The sequence below is a fragment of the Variovorax sp. FW305-3-2-15-B-LB1 genome, from assembly GCF_058787635.1.
Window position 1 is genome coordinate 103,592 of sequence record NZ_JBYSZY010000012.1, and the last position, 18,643, is coordinate 122,234.

Consider the following 18,643-nt stretch of genomic DNA (forward strand, 5'->3'; position numbering starts at 1 on the left):
GTTTCCGGTATGCAAAAGCGCGAATCGCTCCTGCTGAATCACGGCCTGACCTCGCACCCTTGGGCGCCGCAGCACGTAGTCTGAATGACAGGTAAGTACGGCACCCACTCAATGCGCCGGACCAAGGCGTCCTTGGTCTACCGCCGAACGAAGAAGCTTCGCGCGGTGCAGCTCCTGCTCGACCACACCAAGCTCGAGAGCACAGTGCGCTACCTCGGAATCGAAGTCGAGGACGCACTTGAAATGGCTGAGCAGACGAAGCCTGACTGGTTCCTGGCGCCCTGTTTGAGGGGCGCCAGCCAAGTGCAGAATGCGGCCACAAGCATCGGTGATCGGGCGGGTTGATTTGACCTGCGGAGTTCTCTTCCTAGACTCGTAAATCCACTACGAAGGAGAGCTTGAATGACCTACTTCACCGGAATCGATGTGTCCCTGAGATCCGTCTCAATCTGCATCGTGGACGACCGCGGCGAGGTCTGTCGAGAGGGCAAGGTCGACGTGATCGTCGACTGGCTGCACGCCTTCAGTCCGGAGCTCAGGTCCGTCGGCTTCGAGGCCGGCGCGCTGAGCCAGTACCTCACCTATGGCCTGCAGGCCGCAGGCTTCGAGGTCATCTGCCTGGAGGCCCGGCGCGTGAAGAACACCCTGGACGCCATGCGCAACAAGACCGACCGCAACGACGCGCGCGGCATCGCCCAGATCCTGCGCACCGGTTGGTACAGCCGCGTGCACATCAAGAGCCTTCACAGCCATCGTGTGCGCGCACTGCTGGCCAGCCGCAAGGCGATTCTCACGAAGTGCGTCGATCTCGAGAACGAGTTGAGGGGGCTGTTGCGCGTGTTCGGTATCCGCCTGGCCCCGCGTGTGGGCCACGGATCGTTCGACGCTCAGGTGCGCCAGACCTTCGCCGATGACGAGATGCTGTCCTGCGCGCTCGTGCCGCTGCTTGACGCGAGGACCGTGCTCTACAAGACCTACCTGAAGCTGGACAACGCGGTCAAGGCGCTGACCAAGGCAGATCCTTTGTGCGTGCGCCTGATGTCGATCCCAGGCGTCGGTCCGGTGACCGCGCTGACCTTCAAGTCCGCCGTGGACGACCCGGCCCGGTTCAAGTCGTCACGTACCGTGGCGGCTCACTTCGGTCTGACACCCAAACGGTACCAGTCGGGGGAGATGGACAACCCCGGCCATATCTCTCGAGCTGGCGATGCCGATGTGCGCTCGGCCTTGTATGTTGCGGCGCACTCGCTACTCACGCGCAACGCGCAGTGGTCATCGCTGAAGGCTTGGGGAATGCGGCTTGCCAAGACAAGAGGCCATCGACGTGCGGTGATCGCTGTGGCGCGCAAGCTGGCCGTCATCCTGCACCGCATGTGGGTGGATGGCTCCGAGTTCCGATGGGGTTCACAGGAGCCTGTTGCCGTGAAGGCCTGAGCGTGTTGGCTGGCTGATTGATTGAAGCGAAAGGAATCGAGGATTGAGCGTTCAGGTGTGGACGATGGTCCGGATGAAGCCGTATATGACTGCTGCGCTGCAAAGCGCGTCCATAAGCGTGGCTCTCCGCTCCGTCTGACCAATGCGTGCAGCGCCGACCTTCGGGCCGGGACCGACTGCGTAGAGAAGCGTGAACTGCACCGAGACGTTCTGTTCAACGAAACCAAAGACCGAGATACTCTGCCCTTGACAAAACGGCCCGATCAGAGAAGCTGTCGTTCTCCGTGCCGCGGGTAATGTCCGGTTCAGACGCGAAAGCAGCCACCTGAACGCAGACTCGATGTCGATGCTGCTCAGTTTTCGGCGATGCGCTGCCGTGGGCGGGCTTGGGTTTATCACGTTCCAGACAATTCCACTGCTCTTTTGAGTGCCTAAGACGACTGACCTTCCCGCGGTATTCCCGTGACAGTGACGGGCGAAGGTGAACGTGTGGCCCGTTTGAAGATCGACGGCGAAATTCCGGTGTGCTCCTTGAAGAAGCGCGAGAAATTCCCCGGGGCCGAGAACCCGAGGTCGAGCGCAACGTCGGTGAGCTTGCCGCCATCGCTCACCCTGCGCATCGCCTCCTCGACGCGCACGCCGCTCCAGAACACCTGGGGCGTCGTGTGCAACTGGTCGCGGAACAGCGCGAAGAAATGCGCGCGCGAGAGGCCGACCTTGGCCGCGATTTCGTCGATCGTCGTCTTCTCGGAAACATGCGCCCGCATGTGCGCGATGGCGGCACGCAATCGGTGATCGAGCGTGACGCCAATGCCGCCGGCGACCGGCGCCGCATCGCCGCCCGTGGCAGAGGCGGCGATGGCCGCTTCGAGCAGCCGCTCGACCTCCTTGTCGATGTGCTCGCGTGCCGCGCCGGTGGAGATCATCAAATCCAGCACCCGCCAACACGAACGCCGCAGCGCATCGCCGATGGGCACGCGCGGTGATGGAAATCTAAAGCTCCGGTCCTTCGCCAGGCCGAGTTCGTCGAGCCAATCCTTCTTGATCATGAAGACGATGAACAGGCTCGATCCGTTGTCCTCCAGGCGAACCATGTCGTGCGCCTCGAAGGCGTTCACGCCGAGCGCCACGCTTTCGCTGTAGCCGACGACTTCGGTGCCGACATGCGCGCAGGCCCGCGCGCCGCCCAGCCAGAGGGCGAGCTGTGTTTCGGAGTGCGCGTGCGCCACCAGGTTGGCGCTCGCCTCCAGGACGATCGCGGTGCCGAACGCGCCTTCGTGGAGTGCATAGGCTTCCTGCATCTGTGCGCGCTTCATCGGGTTGGTTTCGGGTCGGCCGATTGTTCTCCCGCGCAGCGCCGGCTCGGGCAGCGCATCGGGTAAGTCCTTAGAAGCACACCAGACGATTCGATACGCCGCCGGACCAGCCGATAAGCGCCGCCGGCCCGTGATTTCTAAAGTTGGCGCATCGCTAAAACACAGGAGCAAACCTTCATGCGAATCGCCACTTTCACGAGCGAGGGCCACCGCAAGGTCGGCCTCGTTTCCGCCGACGGCAAGACCGTCACGCCACTGCAGCTCACGCCGGAGCAGGCAGACAGCGGCGTGCTAACGCTGATCGAAATTCTCGCCAGGGGTGGATCGCTTCCCGAGGCATCGAGCCCCGCAGTCGACTTGCGCGACGTGGTGCTCGATGCACCGCTGCCCAAGCCGCGGCGCAACCTCTGGTGCGTCGGCCGCAACTACCACGCGCACGCCAAGGAGCTGTCGACCTCGGTGTTCAAGGACAACGCCTCCAAGACGGACGAATGGCCGATCGTCTTCACCAAGGTGCCCGAGTGCGTCGTGGGCCCGCACGACGAGGTGCTGGTTCCATCGGAGGTGTCGGCGCAGATCGATTACGAGGCCGAGCTGGCCGTGGTCATCGGCAAGGGCGGCAAGAACATCGCGCGCGACGCGGCGATGTCGCATGTGTTCGGCTACACGGTCGTCAACGACGTGACGGCGCGCGACGTGCAGATGCGCCATGGGCAGTGGGACCTGGGCAAGTCGTTCGACACCTTCTGCCCGATGGGCCCGTGGATCGTGACGGCCGACGAGTTCGACGGCAGCAAGACGCGCGTGCGTTGCTGGGTCAACGGTGAACTGCGCCAGGACGGGCCGACCGAGAACATGATCTTCGACATTCCCACGCTCATTGAGACGATCTCGCGCGGCATCACGCTCTACCCGGGCGATGTCATCGCGACCGGCACGCCCGCCGGCGTGGGCATGGGCATGAACCCGCCGCGCTACCTGCGTGCCGGCGACGTGGTGCGTGTCGAGATCGAGCGGCTCGGCGCCATCGAGAACAAGTTCGTTTGAGGGGCCGCACATGACGACTCAAGTATGGAACGGGCTCGCCGTCGAGATCGATGGGGAAGGCGAGGCGCTGCTGTGCATCCACGGGCTGGGCGGATCGTCGAACAACTGGACGCCCGTGTTGCCGGCGCTCGGCGGTTTTCGGCGCATCAGGCCCGACCTGCCGGGCAGCGCGAGGTCGCCGCTGCCGGCCGATGGCAAGGGCTTGTCGATCGACGGCTACGTCGATGCGATGCTGCGGCTGCTCTCGGCGCTCGACATCGCATCGGTGCATGTGATGGCGCATTCGCTCGGAACCATCGTCGCGCAGCACCTCGCGGTGCGCAGCCCCGGCGCCGTGAAATCGCTGGCGCTGTTCGGCCCGCTGGCGGCGCCACCGGATGCGGCGCGCCCAAACATCGCGGCGCGTGCCAACGCAGCGCGCGGCGGCACGGCTGCCATGCAGGAGATCGCCGATGCGATCGTGAAGGGCGCGACGAGCACGCAGACGAAGGAACAGCAGCCGGTGGTGCTCGCCCTGGTGCGCGAGAGCGTGATGCGCCAGCCGGCCGAGGGCTATGCGCAAAGTTGCGCGGCGCTGGCCGAAGCGCAATCGGCCGCGCTCGAACGCCTCGATGCGCCGACGCTCCTGGTCACCGGGGACCAGGACGGCGTGGCCCCGGTGGCCAACGTCCAGGCGATGCAGGCACGCATCGCCGGCAGCCGGCTCGTCGTGCTCGAGGGATGCGGCCACTGGACCACCTTCGAACAACCGCAGCGCTGCATGCAGGCGCTCGAAGCCTTCTACGCGGCGCCTCGTTGAGACACAACCCGTTCGATTGAACCGCCCGATTTCGATAACCCATTTCCGGCACACCACGCGCTGGAGGAGACAACGATGACCCGTATTGCATTCACCAACGTCCGCATCTTCGACGGCTCGGGCGAGGAGCCCTACGCCGGTGACCTTCTGGTCGAGGGAAAACGCATCGTCGAGGTGGCGCGCTTTCCACGCCGCGTGAGCACCGATGACGCGCGCGTGATCGATGGCAAGGGCCGCTTTCTCATGCCCGGCATGACCGAGGCCCACACGCATTTCTCGTGGAACGACCAGCCCTCGCTCGCGGCCATCCAGTTCATGCCGCCTGAGGAGCACATGCTCTGGTGCGTGCGCGTGGCCAAGCGCTACCTCGACATGGGATGGACATCGGCCATTGGCGCGGCCGCGGCCAAGCCGCGGCTGGACGTGGTGCTGCGCAATGCCATCGACGCGGGCGAGTTCCCGGGCCCGCGCTACCTTGCCGGCAGCCAGGAGATCACCACCATCGGCGCGCTGGGCGACAACACGCTGCCGCACATGAAGTTTGAGGAGCTGAGCTTTGGCAGCGTGTGCAGCGGGCCCGAAGAAATCCGCAGGTCGGCGCGCACCTTCATCAAGTACGGCGTTGACCATCTGAAGATCAACCTGTCGGGCGAGTACATCGCGGGCTTGCCGGCCGAGATGTCGCCCTTTGCCGAAGACGAAGTCGCGATGCTCGCGCAGGAGGCCAAGCGCTACGGCAAGCGCATGGCGGCCCACGCGCGGTCGAGCGAATCGGTCAAGCAATGCGTGCGCCACGGCATCGAGATGGTTTACCACGCGAGCTTTGCAGACGCGGAGGCGCTCGACATGCTGGAGGCCGCGAAAGACAAGCACTTCGTCGCGCCCGGCATCGGCTGGCTGATTCGCACGACCTACAACGCGGCCGAGTACGGCATCACCGAGGCCGTGGCGACGCAGATGGGCTACAAGCGCGAGCTGGAGATCGCCTCGGCCTCGCTGCGCGAGATGCACAAGCGCGGCATTCGCATCCTGCCGGGCGGCGACTACGGCTTCGCATGGATGCCGCACGGCACCAATGCCAACGACCTTCAGTACTTCGTCGACTACATCGGCATGACGCCCAAGGAGGCGCTGATGGCGGCAACGCGCCTGGGCGGCGAGATCATGTTGCGGCCCGACGAACTGGGGCAATTGAAGGCGGGCTTTCTTGCCGACATCGTCCTCATCGACGGCGATCCGCTGCAAGACCTGTCGTTGCTGACGGACCCGGCAAAGGTGCAACTGGTCATGAAGGATGGCGTGATCCACAAGGACTGCGCGACGCCCGTGCCATCGCATGCCGCGCTGCATCTGGAGGGCGGTGACACGCCGCTGCAGGAACAAGGCGTCAAGGAAGCCTTGGCAGAGATGCACTGACTTCGACTGGCCCGGCTGCTCGTTCATGGTTGCGGCGGGCGGCCGCTTTCACAGCGTAAGCGGTCGATCGCTGGCTCTCTTTGTAATTCAGCACTGGGCCATAGCCGTCCGACGCTCTTCCCAAAACCGGTCCTTCAACTTGCGCATGTTGAACGGCTGCTCGTCGAGGACCTGAACGACGCAACGGGCCCTCTTCCGACTTTCACTGGCGCCCTGGCGGATGTCCGTTTTGCAGCGTATTTCCGACTTTGAGATCGAAACCTTCGATGCCGCGATGAGGCTGATGCTCGACACCCGGAAAGGTACTTTCAGCTTCATGCCCCACGGTGCAACGCGGCCGCTCGAAGGCTCGTGTTCTCGCGATAAACCAGCGCAGCTGGGCTCGCCGGGAAATTTAGTGTGCTGTTCAAATCTGCGGGTTGCCTAGGAGGTGCAGATGTAGCTAGCGGCCGACTTTGGCCCTGCTGCATCGTTGATGAGCCCCGTGTATCGCGGATATTTCGGGTACTGGCATAGAGGCCGAACAAAGACAACCGTTCCTTCTGTGTCGCGTTTCTCAGCAAGCAATGTCGAAGGTGCTGCGCTTCGTGTCACCCATTGGTCGAGGGCTGCCAGCAGGTCCGACGAGTCTGCCCCCGGGCCACCGCTGCAGTGGTTCACTCCTGGCGCGACGTAGAAGCGCGTGGATGCTTCGGTGGCTGCGGCGCCTACCGAGGCCCGCAAGGTTGCGTAGTACTCGACGGTCGATTTCACGCTGAGGGCGGAATCACTTCCGCCGTGCCACAGGATCAGCTTGCCGCCGCTGTTGAGAAACGGACGTATGTCAGCGTTGGTCGCGTCATTGAGCGCTGCCATGGCATAGAGCGCATTCTGGTTCTGATCCCAAGGCGCGTAGGTCAGTGAATTGGTGGATCTATCGCGGGCAAGATAGTTCTTGACCGTCGTATCCTGAAAAAGAAACTGCTGCGCGCCGGCGAGATTGCCGTCGCCCGTGACCCACGCGCGCCATGCACCGGGGTTGTCCTCGTTCCCTGTCAGGTTCCAGCCCGCGTTACGGAAGGTGGCACTGCCCGTGAATGTCGCTTCGGTGGTCCACGACGTCACCACGTCAAGCTGTGCGTCCGACAGGCAGCTGTCCCCGGAGTCGGTGCCGCCAGCGCAGCGCAATGCGGCCACGTTGATGAGCGCCGGCGTGCATGCGGCCTGGTTCGACACGACCCCGTCGACGATCCCATCGAGTCCATCGCAGGCGTCTCGCACATGTTTGCTCAGCAGCGCAGTCTTCGCGGCGGTGAATGTGCCTCCAGGTGCCGCCAGTGCCCTGGCATTCCGATTGAACGCGCCCATGAACCCGACCCAGTTGTAGGCGGGGGCGCGCGCGATGACGCCATCGAAAAGGTTCGGTGATCGTTGCACCGCCATCAATGCTTCTCGTCCGCCGTTCGAGCAACCTTCGAAGTACGACTTCGTCGGTTGCGCTCCATAGGCCAGTGTTAGCGCTTCGGTGGTCGTCGACATCACAGTGGGCACGGAGAGGCTGCCGAACAACTGGGCGGCAAAGGTGTCGGTCAAGGCGAAGTCGGCGCTCAATGCATTGGCTTGATGTCCCGAATCACTCGCGACCATGGCGTAGCCCTGGCTCAGGACCTGGGACTGCAACGGCAAGATGGTGCCGTTGTAGCCGCCTCCGCCTTGGTAGTAAAGCTTGCCGTTCCACACCTCCGGCAGCGCGATCTGAATGTTCAGGGCAGGAGGGATCGTCCCGCTGACCCTGCAATGCATCGCCATGGTTTTTGTCGCGGGGATCATGACGGCGGTGAGCGACGCGCCTGCAACGGTTTGGCCGTTCAGATTTCCGCACGCTTTCTGAACCGTTACGACCGGCGTGGGGGGAGGACTGTCCGGCTGTGCAGCCGGAGCGCCGGGAAACAGCACGGGCAAAACACCATGGTTGTCGGAGCCGCCGCCGCAAGCAGCCAGCATTGCCACGCTGGCCGCTGCAACCTGGAGCCTTGCGCGCGCTGACGAATGTTTCGAGAAGAGGACGTGCATGTTTGATTCCTTGATCGGTTTTCGAGCCCGCGCCGCGACGAGATCGAGCGATGCGCATCGGGATGACGGAGGCCGTTTCAGCTTGCGGGTGCGGCCGACCCATCGGGCTGCCAGGAGTGCGCCGATGGGCTCTTAGAGTTCGTCGAGCGGATAGATCGGACGCCGCACGCGTTCGAAGCGCAGCTTCGAATAGTCCGACGTCGTCACGCCGATGCTGTCGCATTCGATGACGTCTTGTGCCAGGCTGCCGAAGCCGGCCCGCCAATGCACCCGGCTCTTCAAGATCAGGTATCTGACGCGATCAAGGTCGATGCCGAGCGACATCAAGTACGCGAGATCGTGTGGCTCAGTCGCCAGGGAAGTCACAACGACTCGAACGCCTCCGACTTGAAGCACGACGGTCTTTCCCGCAATGACAGCCACACCAGCCATCATGGGACCTCGCAGCCGGAACGCGCCATCGCTGATGGTGCGCACGCGCGCTGAAACAGTGATCGGCGCATTGACGTCGCCGGTGGCCTTCAGCTCGCTCAGGCCGCCGAGAGAAAGCGTGAGTTCGTTTCCGACGCCGGCGGCGATCGCCCGCTCCACCGCCTGCGGATCGCGGATGGCATAGAACACCGCGTCCTGAAGGTCCTGGCGCAGTACCTCGGCAAGCACACCCGTGGTGTCCATGGTGCCCCCCGATGCGCTGTTGTCGCAGTGATCGAGAAGGACGACTGGTCGCCCCGTCGAAGACTTCGCTCGCGCCACCGACTCCGCCAGCGGCTGCCCCTCGTACAGGAAGGCCGAACGGTTTTCCCATGCCTGGTCCAGCAGCGCATCGCGCATTTGCCTGGCCTGTTCTGCGTTCGCATCCGTGCACACCACGGCCGAGAGGCCGGCGTTGCGGATGTCTGCATGGGGGAACCCGGTAAACACGGAGGCGGCGAGCACGGTCCCGGACTGCTCGAGTTCGATGCAACGCGCTTGCAGCGACCGATTGGGCTCCGCATGCGTGCCCTGGCGCATGACGTGCGGCAGCATCGGCCGGTTGTCCCATGCGAGGACGGGATGGATTTCTCCACGGATTGTGCGCACCAGCAGTTCTGCGGCCCGTTGACCTGCGGCAGCCATGTCGATGTGCGGATAGGTGTGATACCCGCTGAGAACAGTCAGGCGTGCGACCATCTCGGGATAGAGATTGGCGTGCATATCGAATGCCGCACCGATCGGAACTGTCGGCTGCAGTTCGCGCAGCCGGCGCAAGAGCTCCCCTTCGCCGTCTTCATGTTCGTCCGTGACCATCGCCCCATGCAGATCGAGCAATATCCCGTCGAAGACCTTGCCGCGGGCAGCGTCAAGGATCAGCCCCACGATCCGCTCGTAAGCCTCGGTTTCGACCAACCCACTCGGGCTCGCCTCGGCGACCACGGCGATGGTGATCTCGCAGCCCTCGCGGTCGGTGACTTCAAGGAAGCCGCCCATTCCTGTCCCCGTACCTCGTCGCGCTGTCGCTGCGGCGTCGCCAACGAGCGGCGTGTCGCTGTCGCGGAAGAATCGCCGCAGCGGCGTTGGCGCGGGAGAGAAGGTGTTCGTTTCGTGCTTGAAGCAAGCCAGAAGCAAGCGGAGGGGAGCTTCACGATTCATGGTGTCCTCGGAGTCGGTTGCGCAATGGGGTTCGGAGAGGTCGAAGTCGGGTGAGATTCGCAGCGATCACAAGTCCACCGCTTGAAGGACCGCATCCCACGCCAAGTCCGACGCCGCTTCGGCCAGCACGAAAGGATCGACCGACGCAGTGCCTGTTCCCGTGGAGAGCGCGAAGAGGATGTCGCCGTCGTGCGGTGTGTGAAACGGCTGGATGGCGCGGGCCATCGACGAATGCACTTGCCTGCCAAGTTGCCGCAGGAACAGCGGCGGCATGGGCTGGTCGGTCACGAGGACAGTGAGCGTGGTGTTCTCCGTCGTGGCGACGGTGTTCCCCGGTGTGACGGGCGCTTCGGCTGTGGCCGAGGCGGTGGGCACCAGCACCTCGCGCGGGTGATGACGCACGCCCGTACGCCGGTGACGCAGGCCGCGCACCACCCGGCCTTGACGGTCGACGATCACGCCCAACGCGTTGACTACGGTGGCCACGAACACGCGCGTTCCGCCGACCATCGCGAACGCGGCGCCCTGGCCGCCGGCTTCTCGCTCGTAGTCCGGATAGGCTGCGAACTTGCCCACCGCAGCCGAGCGTCCCGCGCCACGCGCGCCCAGCGGAAATGTTCCTGCCTGCGCCGACCTGTAGGCGGCTGCGCCGAGCGCCTTGTCCGGATAAATCGAATTGGTGCGTCCGCCGAAGTCGTAGATGATGGCGCCGGACACCAGCGCGATCTTTCCCCACCCCACGGCGCCATCGCGCTCGGCCAACATGTGCGATGCCACCCCCGTGGCCGCTTCCAGCCCGTACAGGGAACCGCCCGCAAGGCTGATCGCATCCACGCGCGGATAGCCGCCAAGAAGGCCCGGTGCGCCACCGCGCACATCGACCTCGCAGTCGGCACCGCCTTCGACATGAAGGACCGTGCAACCGGTCGGCCCCTCTTCGTACTCCGCAATGCCGATCTTCAGCTGAGGAAAGTCGAAGGACAGCGCCCGGCCGTCCGACGGCCCCTGCCACAGCCGCGGAACCAGGTCTTGCGCGGCGTTCACATCGTTTTTCATTTGTTTGACTCTTTCGTATTTACGCTGCAGCCTGCCAAAGGGCCTGGCTGTACTCGTGGTGCGGTTTCTCGTAGAAACGCGCGGCGTCGCCGATCTCGACCACTTCGCCCGCGCGCATCACCGCGATCCGGCTGCATACGTAGCGCGTGGCGGCCAGATCGTGGGAGATGAAGAGGGCCGCAAAGCCGTGACGCTGCTGCAGGTCGCGGATCAGATTGAGGATCTGCACCTGCACGGAAACGTCGAGCGCACTGACCGCTTCATCGAACACCAGAAACCGGGGCTGCGTGATCAGCGCCCGGGCGATCGCCACCCGTTGACGCTGCCCGCCAGAGAGCTCATGCGGGAACCGTTCGGCAAACCCCGGGTTGAGGCCCACCAGCGCGAGCGTTTGCGCGACGCGCTCGCGGCGCTCCTGCGGCGTTCCCGCACCGGTGACCGCAAGCGGCTCTGCCACCGACACTCCGAGACGAAGCCGCGGGTTGAGGGCCCACTCCGGCTGCTGCAACACCACCGACATGCGTCCCGCAAGCAGAAGTTGCCGGGCTCGCCGCGAGGCGGGAACGACATCGCCAAGGAAGCGCACCGCCCCTTGCGTGGGCGCCTGCAAGCCCAGCAGTAGCCGGCCCATTGTTGTTTTCCCGGAGCCGCTTTCTCCGACGACCCCGAGCGTTTCACCGGCGCGGATGCTCAAACTCACGTCGCGCACCGCGTCGACGCGGCGCCGGTTCCAGACCGGCCCGGTCGCGAACGTCACGCCCACGCGCTCCAGCGACACCACAGGCTCCGTCATGCGGCCTCCTTGAATTGAACCAACTCGCCGGCGCGATGACATGCGACCGAGCGCCCCTCGACCTCGCGCAGCTCGGGGCGCAGTGCGCGACAGTCAGCGCCGGCATGCCCGCACCGATCGGCAAAGGCGCAGTGTTCGCTGCGACCGCTGAGCGCCGGCGGCGCGCCGGGAATCGAAGCCAGAACCTCGCCCAGTTTTTCCCTTCCAGGCGCCACGGCAAGCAGCGCCTGCGTGTAGGGATGCGCAGGCCGCGCGAAGACCACGGACGCCGGTCCGTACTCGACCACACGGCCGGCATACATCACCGCGACCGTGTCGCAATGACGGGCCACGGCGCGCAGTTCATGGCTCAGCAGCACAACGCCTGTTTCCATTGAGTCGCGCAACGACACGAGCAACGCAAAGATCTGCTCGCGCAGGGTTGCGTCCAGGGAGGCCGTTGGCTCGTCGGCCACCAGCAACATCGGCCCGCGCGCAATGGCCATTGCGATCACGACGCGCTGCGCCATGCCGCCCGACAGCTGGTGCGGGAAGCTGCGCTCGACGCGCTCGATGTCGCGCAGCCCGACACGTGCCAGCAGATCGCGCACCGGCGCCTTGCTGCCGGCCGCCAGCGCGACTTGCTTGCCGACGCGCATGGTCGGGTCCAGCGCGACCATGGGGTTCTGAAAAACGAAGCCGAGCGTGCGACGTCGCAGTTCGCGCATGGCAGCATCGTCCAGCTCGAAGACCGACCGGCCATTCACTTTCAGATCGCCGCCGGGTCGACCGGCGTTGTCCGCCAGCAGCCGCCCCACCGCCAGGCCCAGCGTGCTTTTTCCTGAGCCGCTTTCCCCGACCAGCCCCAGTACTTCGCCGGCACGCACCGACAGCGTCGCGCCGTCCAGCGCGCGATGTGCGGCCCCCGATGCGTCGCCGAACTCGATGACAAGGTCCGTGACTTCCAGCAACGGCGGTGTTGTCGTTCTGTTCATCAAAGTCGCCTCCCACGCAGAGGTTCAAGAGCGTCACGCAGCCCGTCGCCCAGAAGATTCACGGCCACGATCGACAGTGCCAGCACCACACCTGCCGACAGTGCGAGCCAGGGCGCGATCGTCAGATACACCGAGCCCAGACGCAGCAAAGCGCCGAGCGAAGACTCCGGCGGCTGGGAGCCGAGCCCCAGAAAACTCAACCCGCTTTCGATCAGGATGCCGATCGACACTGCGTAGGTGAACTGCACCAGCACCGCGCCCAGCACATTGGGCAGCAGGTGCACCAGCATCACGCGCAGGCGCGAGGCCCCCGCCACCTCGGCGGCCGTCACGAAGCCGCGCCCCACCATGCTGAGCGTGACCGAGCGCACCACCCGCACGAACAGAGGCAGCGTGGCGAACAGGATCACCGCGAGTGCAGAAATGCTTCCCGGACCGATCACGGCTGCGACCAGGAGGCCGAGCATCAGCGCCGGAAACGCGAACATGATGTCCATGACCCGCGCAATCACGGTGTCGACCCAGCGCCCCACATAGGCGGCGTACAGCCCGATGAGTGTTCCGAGAATGGCGGTCCCGCAGACCGATGCCAGCGCCAGAACGAAGGTCGCACGGATTCCACGCACGATGCGTGGCAGCAGGTCGCGGCCCAGCTCATCGGTCCCGAAAGGCATCGCCCATGACGGCGCAGCGAAGCGCGGACCGGCGCCGATCTGATCCGGGTCGCCCAACGGCAGCCAGGGACCGAGGGCGCCCAGCAACAGCAGCGTGAGAAGGACCAGTCCGCCGACAGCGGCCAGATGGTCGCGGCGTGCGAAGCGCACGGCGGTTTGCATGACTTGCATCATTCGCCCTTTCACCCGTGGCGCCTGGCATCGATGCGCGGATCGAGCACGGCATAGCCCAGGTCGGCCAGGGTGTTCACGGCGATGAATACAGCAGCCGCCAGCAACACGCCAGCCTGCACGACCGCGTAGTCCCGGTTGCCCAGCGCGCTGTAAACGTACAGGCCGATCCCGGGCACGGAGAAGAGGATCTCGGCGATCAGTGCGCCACCGAGCAGGTAGCCGATGTAGGTGGCCGTCACGGTCAGCACCGGAATCGACGCATTGCGCAGAACGTGGTGGCGCACGATCTGCCAACGGCTTCGCCCTTGCGAGATCGCAGTGAGCACATGGCCATCGGTCAGCACGCGCTGAACCGAATCGCGCGTCGTGCGAACCAGCAGCGCGATGCCGAAGATGCCCAGGCTCATGCCCGGCAAGAGCGTGGCGCGCACGCTGACACCCGGGTCTTCGGTGAACGGCACATAGCCACCCACTGTCGCACCCAGGCTCCACCTGGAAAACACGTACACCAGCACGCTGCCCAGGACGACCTCGGGCACGCTGGCCCCCAGGGCGCCCACCATGCGGCCGACGGAGCGCCATCTGCCAATGCCCAGGCCAGCCAGCAAGCCCAGCGGCAACCCGACCGCCAGGGCCGTGGCCGTCGCGATCAAGGCGACCTGGATCGTCGCAGGCGCGCGGCGCACCATTTCGTCGGCCACCGGTTTGCTGGTCGCCATCGAAACCCCGAAATCGCCGGTCGCTGCGGTGCCCAGCCATTTCACGTACTGCGCCGGCCCCGACCGATCGAGCCCGAACTTCGCGACCAGTTCGGCGCGCGCTTCCACGGAGGCATCCGGACCCAGCACCATCTGCTCGAAGCCCCCGGGCAGCAAACGCAAGCCGGCGAAAACGAGGATCGACACGCCCACAAGGGTCAACGTGGCAATCCCCAGGCGCAGGGCGAGGTAGTAGACGATTCGCATCTTTCGGCCCTGTGACTCAACGGCGCTTGAAATCTGCGACGTACTTGAAGACGTCGAAGTTGCCTTCGAGCGTGCCGAAGCGCGCGTCGAGCTGGTCGCGTCGGAAGCCGATGTAGTCCGGCTTGCCGACCAACGGGATCATGTTGGCCGAGCTCTCGATCAACCCGCATGCGCGCGTCATCAGCTTGTCGCGCTCGGGCCCATTGGGCGTCTGCCGGATCTGCGCCATCAGTTCGCCGTACTCGGGCACGGGCTCCAGGAATGTGGTGAAGACCGGCGAAAAGCCGGAGGTCCACCAGTTCAGGACGATGCCGGGATCGGAGAAGCCCGCAAACCAGGTCAGCGACGCATCGAAGTTCGAGTCCTTCGGGTTCGTCGTCAGAACGCGCTTGTACCAATCGGCCACGGGCACTTGCTGCACCTGAACGCTGAACCCAGCTTCCTGCAGTTGGGGCTGCAGCACCTGGGCGATCAGCGGATAAGTCACCAGCACCGACGAGGCGATGAGATTGATGCGCGGATTGGGGTTGCCCGCCTCCTTCAGCAAAGCCTTGGCCTTGGCCACCCGCTCCTTGCGTGGCAGTGTGTAGCTCGGCAGTCCTTCGCAAAGCTTCTTCCCGAAGGCACTGGGAACGGCGTACTCCACGGCCGACTCGCCGCCGAAAACCGCGTTGACGATCGCAGGTCGATCGACGACCAACGCCGCCGCCTGGCGCACACGACGGTCCTTGAAGACCGAGTTGCCGCTCAGACCACTCAGGTCCAAGTGGAAGTAGTTGGGCGTTTTCTGAACCACCGGCTGCACGCTCGGGATGGCGGCCAGCAGGCGCGGCGTGTCCGGGTTCTCGAATGTCGCCACGTCGATGCTGCCGTCACGCAAGCCGGCCAGGCGCGCCGCGTCATCGGGCATGACGCGGATCGTCATCTTGTCCATGAGCGGCTTGCCGCTTTGCCAATAGTGCGGATTTCGCTCGAGCAACCAAGCCTCGTCCTGGCGGTGTTGCGCGACCTTGTAGGGACCTGAGCCGAGCATGCCCTTGGCAGGATCGAAGTTGCCAGCCTCGATTTCCTTCATCGGCAGGATCGAGGTGGTCGCCACGGAAAGTATGGACAGCAGCGAGGTGTTCGGCTTGGCCAGATCGATGCGCACGGTATGGGCGTCGATCGCGACCACATCGTTCACACCACCGATCTGCTTGCCCCAGCCGCGCGCCTTTTGCGGATCTGTCAGCCGCTTCAGGCTGCCCACCACATCGGCCGAGGTCAGCGGCCGGCCGTTGGAGAACGCTGCGTTCTTGCGCAGCTTGAAGACATAGGACGTGGGCGAGACCTGCTCCCACGATTCAGCCAGCTTGGGCGTGATGTTGAGCTTGTCATCCGTGCTCAGCAGCTGGTCGTAGATCAGATAGAAGACCGTCCACGACGAGCCATCGCCCGACGAATGCGGGTCGGTGGAAAGCACCTCCGACGGCTTGCCCCAGATGAGGGACTTTTGGCCCTGCGCGAAGGCAAGGCCTGGCAGGACCAGGAGAGACGCCGCCGCTACCACTGCAGGCAGCCAGGCCCGGCCACGTCCGAACGCACACGAGATTCCAGTCATTTGAACTATCCGTCCTTCCGATTGATGACACACAAATGTTATTTGACTAACATTACACAGGTCAATGCAATATTGATACCAACACATAGGAGTAATCCCTTGCCCCACCCCACTACACAGACAAGAGCGAGAGATCTCGGATTGCGCTTTTCCGGAAAGACAGGCCCTGCCAACGCGATCACCGACGTGCCCGGCGTCGAAATCGGGCAGACGACGCTCATTCATGGGGACGGCTCGCCACATGTTGGTGCGCCTGCCGTGCGCACCGGGGTGACGATCGTTCTGCCGCGAGGCAGATCGGGCGTGCTGCAGCCGGTCAAGGCCGGCGTGCACGCACTCAACGGCAATGGCGAGATGACCGGCACGCATTGGATCGAAGAGGCCGGGATCTTTCGCGGCCCGATCGGCGTAACGAACACGCACAGCGTCGGCGTGGTCCATCACGCGCTGGTGCGGTGGCTCTCCCGCGTCGACGGTGATCGCGGTGCCTATCCATGGCTGATGCCGGTGGTCGCGGAAACCTGCGATGCCGTGCTCAACGACATGGACGGGCTGCACGTCGAGGAGTCTCATGTTTTCGAAGCCATCGCCGCAGCCGCGCCCGGCGCCGTCGCGGAAGGCAACGTCGGCGGAGGCACCGGCATGGTCTGCTACGGCTTCAAGGGCGGAACCGGCACGGCGTCGCGCGTCGTGAACGTCGCGGGCCAGGACTACCGCGTCGGCGTGCTGGTCCAGGCGAACATGGGCATCCGCCCCTGGTTGAACGTGCTGGGCGTGCCCGTCGGTGAACTCATGCCCAGTTCAAGCAGCCGCCAAGGCGAGCCGGCTGCGCGCGAGCAAGGCTCGATCATCGTGATCGTGGGAACAGATGCCCCGCTTCTGTCCAGTCAGCTCAAGCGGCTTGCAAGGCGCGCCGCACTTGGCGTGGGCAGAACCGGCACGCCGGGAGGAGACGGCTCCGGCGACATCATGCTGGCATTCACCACCCACGCCGACCAGGCGCCCGGGGCGCTGGGCGTCTGCCGGACCGAGTATCTGGCTCAGCACACCCTCGACCCGCTCTTCCTCGGCGTGGTGCAAGCCGTGGAGGAAAGCATCCTGAACGCGCTGATTGCCGCCCAGACCATGGTGGGCCGGAACAACACGCGCGTGGAGGCGCTGGATCACAGTATGCTGATCGACCTGATGCGCCGCCATGGCCGCATCGCCGACACCCGATGAAATCTTCCCTGTCCCTTTTTGAACGCATCGAAGCGGCATCCTCCGAGATGACGCGCTCGGAGCGGCTTCTGGCGGCCTACCTGACCGCCAACGCGCGCGAACTGACGCTGGAGAACGCGGCGTCCGTGGCGCGAAAATCCGGCGTGAGCCCGATGACCGTCGGACGCTTTCTGCGCACGCTCGGTTATGACAGCTTCGACGAGGTTCGCCGCGAAGCCAGTCGCTTGAGCGCACCTGCGGAGCTTCGCATCGCCGGCCGCTTCGAGCAATTCAGTCGCAGCCAAGGACCCGTGTCCGACGTGCGCAGTGCGCAACTCACGCAGCAGATCGACGCGTTGGTGGCCGCGCACGACCTGGCGACCGGAGCGCACTGGAACGCCATGGTGCGGCAGGTTGCGACATCTCAACGTGTTTTCGTCGCGGGCTACCAAACCGTACGCGGTGTTGCCTCCGACTTTGCGGCGCGCCTCGAATATGTGCGCGAGGGCGTGAAGTTTCTCGATGGTGCAGACGGCACCTACGCCGAACTTCTAGGCGCCCTGAAGAGCCAGACACGCTGCCTTGTTCTTGTCGACATCCGTCGCTATGCGAAGCAAGCCGAAGCGTTGGCTTCGGCGGCCACGGAAGCCGGCATTCCGGTCTTTGTCATCACCGATGCCTACTGCCACTGGGCTCGAACCTACACCCCGCATGTTTTTCATGTGCAGACGGATGTCGGATTTTTCTGGGACTCCACCGTTGCGATCGTGAGCTTCATCAACCTCCTGATGAACGGCGTGATCGAGCAACTCGGGAAGAAGGTGGGTGAACGTGTCAGCCGTCTCGAGAAGCTGCAAGACCGTTTCGGCGCATTCCTCGATTGACATTCGTCATCGGGCACCGCCCCGGCCTGCCTGGCAGCACGTGCGGGTGCGTGCCCTCGGTTCTTCGCCGCGACCAATAAATTCGCAAGGGACAGTCACTTTCGGTAGTGTGAGCGTCGATTGAAAGACCCGACGAAGTTGCTAGTCGATCAACGCCGAGCGGCAGCAACCGGTCCTGAAGCGGACATTTAACTTCAACCGTTCAGAAGACGGACCTCAAGAGCTTCGGTCTTGCGATGGATATCTTGAATGAGTGGCGCCTCAACCGCTACTACGCGCGAAAAGGAAAGCTCTTGGATGTGTCCTACCGAGTAGACATCCAGTCGGCACACTAAAGACACCGAATACTCTCGGCTGAGCGAGGAATCATGATTCCGCTGAGCCAGTTGCGTGTGATCGTCGAAGAGACCAGCAAGGGACAGTTTTCGTGGGCACTGCTGGAGCGCAAAGAGGCTTGCATCGTCGACGACTGCGTGGCCCAGTCTGACGAGGGTTTCGCGGAGTTTGATCTCGCCTTGGAAGCCGGTTTCGCGGACCTGAAGGTTTTGGCCAGCAAGGCATAGCGATCGGCGCATTGCCCCCCAGTTGGTCCAGAAGCTGGATTGGATTGTGCCCTTGTTAAGACGCGGA

At 64.3% G+C, this 18,643-nt stretch carries 17 protein-coding genes and 1 pseudogene; 8 read left to right on the forward strand and 10 right to left on the reverse strand.

Features of this window, described 5'->3' with window-relative positions:
- Positions 1-96: 96 nt before the first annotated feature.
- Positions 97-261: pseudogene (locus AC3WQR_RS10410) on the forward strand (integrase); the annotation flags it as partial.
- 141 nt (positions 262-402) lie between these two features.
- Positions 403-1,434, forward strand: a complete 1,032-nt coding sequence (locus tag AC3WQR_RS10415; protein ID WP_492741974.1) for an IS110 family RNA-guided transposase — start codon at positions 403-405, stop codon at positions 1,432-1,434.
- 431 nt (positions 1,435-1,865) lie between these two features.
- Here the strand turns inward: AC3WQR_RS10415 and AC3WQR_RS10420 are convergent, their stop codons facing one another.
- The gene (locus tag AC3WQR_RS10420) at positions 1,866-2,735 is read right to left on the reverse strand and encodes a helix-turn-helix domain-containing protein (protein WP_101492764.1); all 870 of its coding nucleotides are present in this window, start codon (positions 2,733-2,735) and stop codon (positions 1,866-1,868) included.
- 192 nt (positions 2,736-2,927) lie between these two features.
- On the opposite strand from AC3WQR_RS10420, the gene AC3WQR_RS10425 reads away from it, so the two are divergent.
- The 3 genes from AC3WQR_RS10425 to AC3WQR_RS10435 all read left to right on the forward strand — a co-directional run bounded on the left by AC3WQR_RS10425 (position 2,928) and on the right by AC3WQR_RS10435 (position 6,012).
- On the forward strand, positions 2,928-3,797 hold the full coding sequence (locus tag AC3WQR_RS10425; RefSeq protein WP_447776719.1) for a fumarylacetoacetate hydrolase family protein: 870 nt from the start codon (positions 2,928-2,930) through the stop codon (positions 3,795-3,797).
- A gap of 10 nt (positions 3,798-3,807) precedes the next feature.
- On the forward strand, positions 3,808-4,596 hold the full coding sequence (locus tag AC3WQR_RS10430; protein WP_101492453.1) for an alpha/beta fold hydrolase: 789 nt from the start codon (positions 3,808-3,810) through the stop codon (positions 4,594-4,596).
- A 75-nt stretch (positions 4,597-4,671) separates the two neighbouring features.
- A complete protein-coding gene (locus tag AC3WQR_RS10435) occupies positions 4,672-6,012 on the forward strand; it encodes a metal-dependent hydrolase family protein (protein ID WP_101492454.1) in 1,341 nt (446 codons plus the stop codon).
- Positions 6,013-6,099: 87 nt separating this feature from the next.
- Here AC3WQR_RS10435 and AC3WQR_RS10440 read toward each other — a convergent pair whose 3' ends face one another.
- The 9 genes from AC3WQR_RS10440 to AC3WQR_RS10480 form a co-directional block, all read right to left on the reverse strand.
- Positions 6,100-6,330 (reverse strand): hypothetical protein, encoded by a 231-nt coding sequence (locus AC3WQR_RS10440; RefSeq protein WP_101492455.1) that lies wholly within the window; start codon positions 6,328-6,330, stop codon positions 6,100-6,102.
- Positions 6,331-6,435: 105 nt separating this feature from the next.
- Entirely contained in the window at positions 6,436-8,064 is a 1,629-nt protein-coding gene (locus AC3WQR_RS10445) for a tannase/feruloyl esterase family alpha/beta hydrolase (protein WP_447776722.1), read from the reverse strand.
- A gap of 132 nt (positions 8,065-8,196) precedes the next feature.
- The gene (locus tag AC3WQR_RS10450; RefSeq protein WP_447776724.1) at positions 8,197-9,693 is read right to left on the reverse strand and encodes a M81 family metallopeptidase; all 1,497 of its coding nucleotides are present in this window, start codon (positions 9,691-9,693) and stop codon (positions 8,197-8,199) included.
- 66 nt (positions 9,694-9,759) lie between these two features.
- On the reverse strand, positions 9,760-10,749 hold the full coding sequence (locus AC3WQR_RS10455) for a P1 family peptidase (protein ID WP_101492458.1): 990 nt from the start codon (positions 10,747-10,749) through the stop codon (positions 9,760-9,762).
- Between the two features lie 19 nt (positions 10,750-10,768).
- The gene (locus tag AC3WQR_RS10460; RefSeq protein ID WP_101492459.1) at positions 10,769-11,542 is read right to left on the reverse strand and encodes an ATP-binding cassette domain-containing protein; all 774 of its coding nucleotides are present in this window, start codon (positions 11,540-11,542) and stop codon (positions 10,769-10,771) included.
- Complete coding sequence (locus AC3WQR_RS10465) at positions 11,539-12,492, reverse strand: ABC transporter ATP-binding protein (protein WP_492741976.1); 954 nt, start codon at positions 12,490-12,492, stop codon at positions 11,539-11,541. The genes AC3WQR_RS10460 and AC3WQR_RS10465 overlap by 4 nt, the downstream gene beginning before the upstream one ends.
- Positions 12,493-12,515: 23 nt before the next feature.
- Positions 12,516-13,352, reverse strand: a complete 837-nt coding sequence (locus AC3WQR_RS10470) for an ABC transporter permease (RefSeq protein WP_225616980.1) — start codon at positions 13,350-13,352, stop codon at positions 12,516-12,518.
- Between the two features lie 20 nt (positions 13,353-13,372).
- Positions 13,373-14,329, reverse strand: a complete 957-nt coding sequence (locus AC3WQR_RS10475) for an ABC transporter permease (protein WP_101492461.1) — start codon at positions 14,327-14,329, stop codon at positions 13,373-13,375.
- A gap of 16 nt (positions 14,330-14,345) precedes the next feature.
- Positions 14,346-15,929 (reverse strand): ABC transporter substrate-binding protein, encoded by a 1,584-nt coding sequence (locus tag AC3WQR_RS10480; RefSeq protein ID WP_101492462.1) that lies wholly within the window; start codon positions 15,927-15,929, stop codon positions 14,346-14,348.
- Positions 15,930-16,028: 99 nt separating this feature from the next.
- Between AC3WQR_RS10480 and AC3WQR_RS10485 the strand changes: the two genes are divergently transcribed.
- The 3 genes from AC3WQR_RS10485 to AC3WQR_RS10495 all read left to right on the forward strand — a co-directional run bounded on the left by AC3WQR_RS10485 (position 16,029) and on the right by AC3WQR_RS10495 (position 18,576).
- Complete coding sequence (locus AC3WQR_RS10485) at positions 16,029-17,150, forward strand: DmpA family aminopeptidase (RefSeq protein WP_225616979.1); 1,122 nt, start codon at positions 16,029-16,031, stop codon at positions 17,148-17,150.
- Complete coding sequence (locus AC3WQR_RS10490) at positions 17,147-18,013, forward strand: MurR/RpiR family transcriptional regulator (protein ID WP_492741977.1); 867 nt, start codon at positions 17,147-17,149, stop codon at positions 18,011-18,013. Before AC3WQR_RS10485 ends, AC3WQR_RS10490 begins: the two co-directional genes overlap by 4 nt.
- Before the next feature lie 368 nt (positions 18,014-18,381).
- On the forward strand, positions 18,382-18,576 hold the full coding sequence (locus tag AC3WQR_RS10495; RefSeq protein ID WP_192195807.1) for a hypothetical protein: 195 nt from the start codon (positions 18,382-18,384) through the stop codon (positions 18,574-18,576).
- Positions 18,577-18,643: the final 67 nt, after the last annotated feature.

What these genes read in the sequence shown, in the direction of transcription:
- AC3WQR_RS10415 (WP_492741974.1), top strand. Translation starts at nt 403, where the DNA reads ATGACCTACTTCACCGGAATCGATGTGTCCCTGAGATCCGTCTCAATC.
- AC3WQR_RS10420 (WP_101492764.1), bottom strand. Translation starts at nt 2,735, where the DNA reads ATGCAGGAAGCCTATGCACTCCACGAAGGCGCGTTCGGCACCGCGATC.
- AC3WQR_RS10425 (WP_447776719.1), top strand. Translation starts at nt 2,928, where the DNA reads ATGCGAATCGCCACTTTCACGAGCGAGGGCCACCGCAAGGTCGGCCTC.
- AC3WQR_RS10430 (WP_101492453.1), top strand. Translation starts at nt 3,808, where the DNA reads ATGACGACTCAAGTATGGAACGGGCTCGCCGTCGAGATCGATGGGGAA.
- AC3WQR_RS10435 (WP_101492454.1), top strand. Translation starts at nt 4,672, where the DNA reads ATGACCCGTATTGCATTCACCAACGTCCGCATCTTCGACGGCTCGGGC.
- AC3WQR_RS10440 (WP_101492455.1), bottom strand. Translation starts at nt 6,330, where the DNA reads ATGAAGCTGAAAGTACCTTTCCGGGTGTCGAGCATCAGCCTCATCGCG.
- AC3WQR_RS10445 (WP_447776722.1), bottom strand. Translation starts at nt 8,064, where the DNA reads ATGCACGTCCTCTTCTCGAAACATTCGTCAGCGCGCGCAAGGCTCCAG.
- AC3WQR_RS10450 (WP_447776724.1), bottom strand. Translation starts at nt 9,693, where the DNA reads ATGAATCGTGAAGCTCCCCTCCGCTTGCTTCTGGCTTGCTTCAAGCAC.
- AC3WQR_RS10455 (WP_101492458.1), bottom strand. Translation starts at nt 10,749, where the DNA reads ATGAAAAACGATGTGAACGCCGCGCAAGACCTGGTTCCGCGGCTGTGG.
- AC3WQR_RS10460 (WP_101492459.1), bottom strand. Translation starts at nt 11,542, where the DNA reads ATGACGGAGCCTGTGGTGTCGCTGGAGCGCGTGGGCGTGACGTTCGCG.
- AC3WQR_RS10470 (WP_225616980.1), bottom strand. Translation starts at nt 13,352, where the DNA reads ATGCAAACCGCCGTGCGCTTCGCACGCCGCGACCATCTGGCCGCTGTC.
- AC3WQR_RS10475 (WP_101492461.1), bottom strand. Translation starts at nt 14,329, where the DNA reads ATGCGAATCGTCTACTACCTCGCCCTGCGCCTGGGGATTGCCACGTTG.
- AC3WQR_RS10480 (WP_101492462.1), bottom strand. Translation starts at nt 15,929, where the DNA reads ATGACTGGAATCTCGTGTGCGTTCGGACGTGGCCGGGCCTGGCTGCCT.
- AC3WQR_RS10490 (WP_492741977.1), top strand. Translation starts at nt 17,147, where the DNA reads ATGAAATCTTCCCTGTCCCTTTTTGAACGCATCGAAGCGGCATCCTCC.
- AC3WQR_RS10495 (WP_192195807.1), top strand. Translation starts at nt 18,382, where the DNA reads ATGATTCCGCTGAGCCAGTTGCGTGTGATCGTCGAAGAGACCAGCAAG.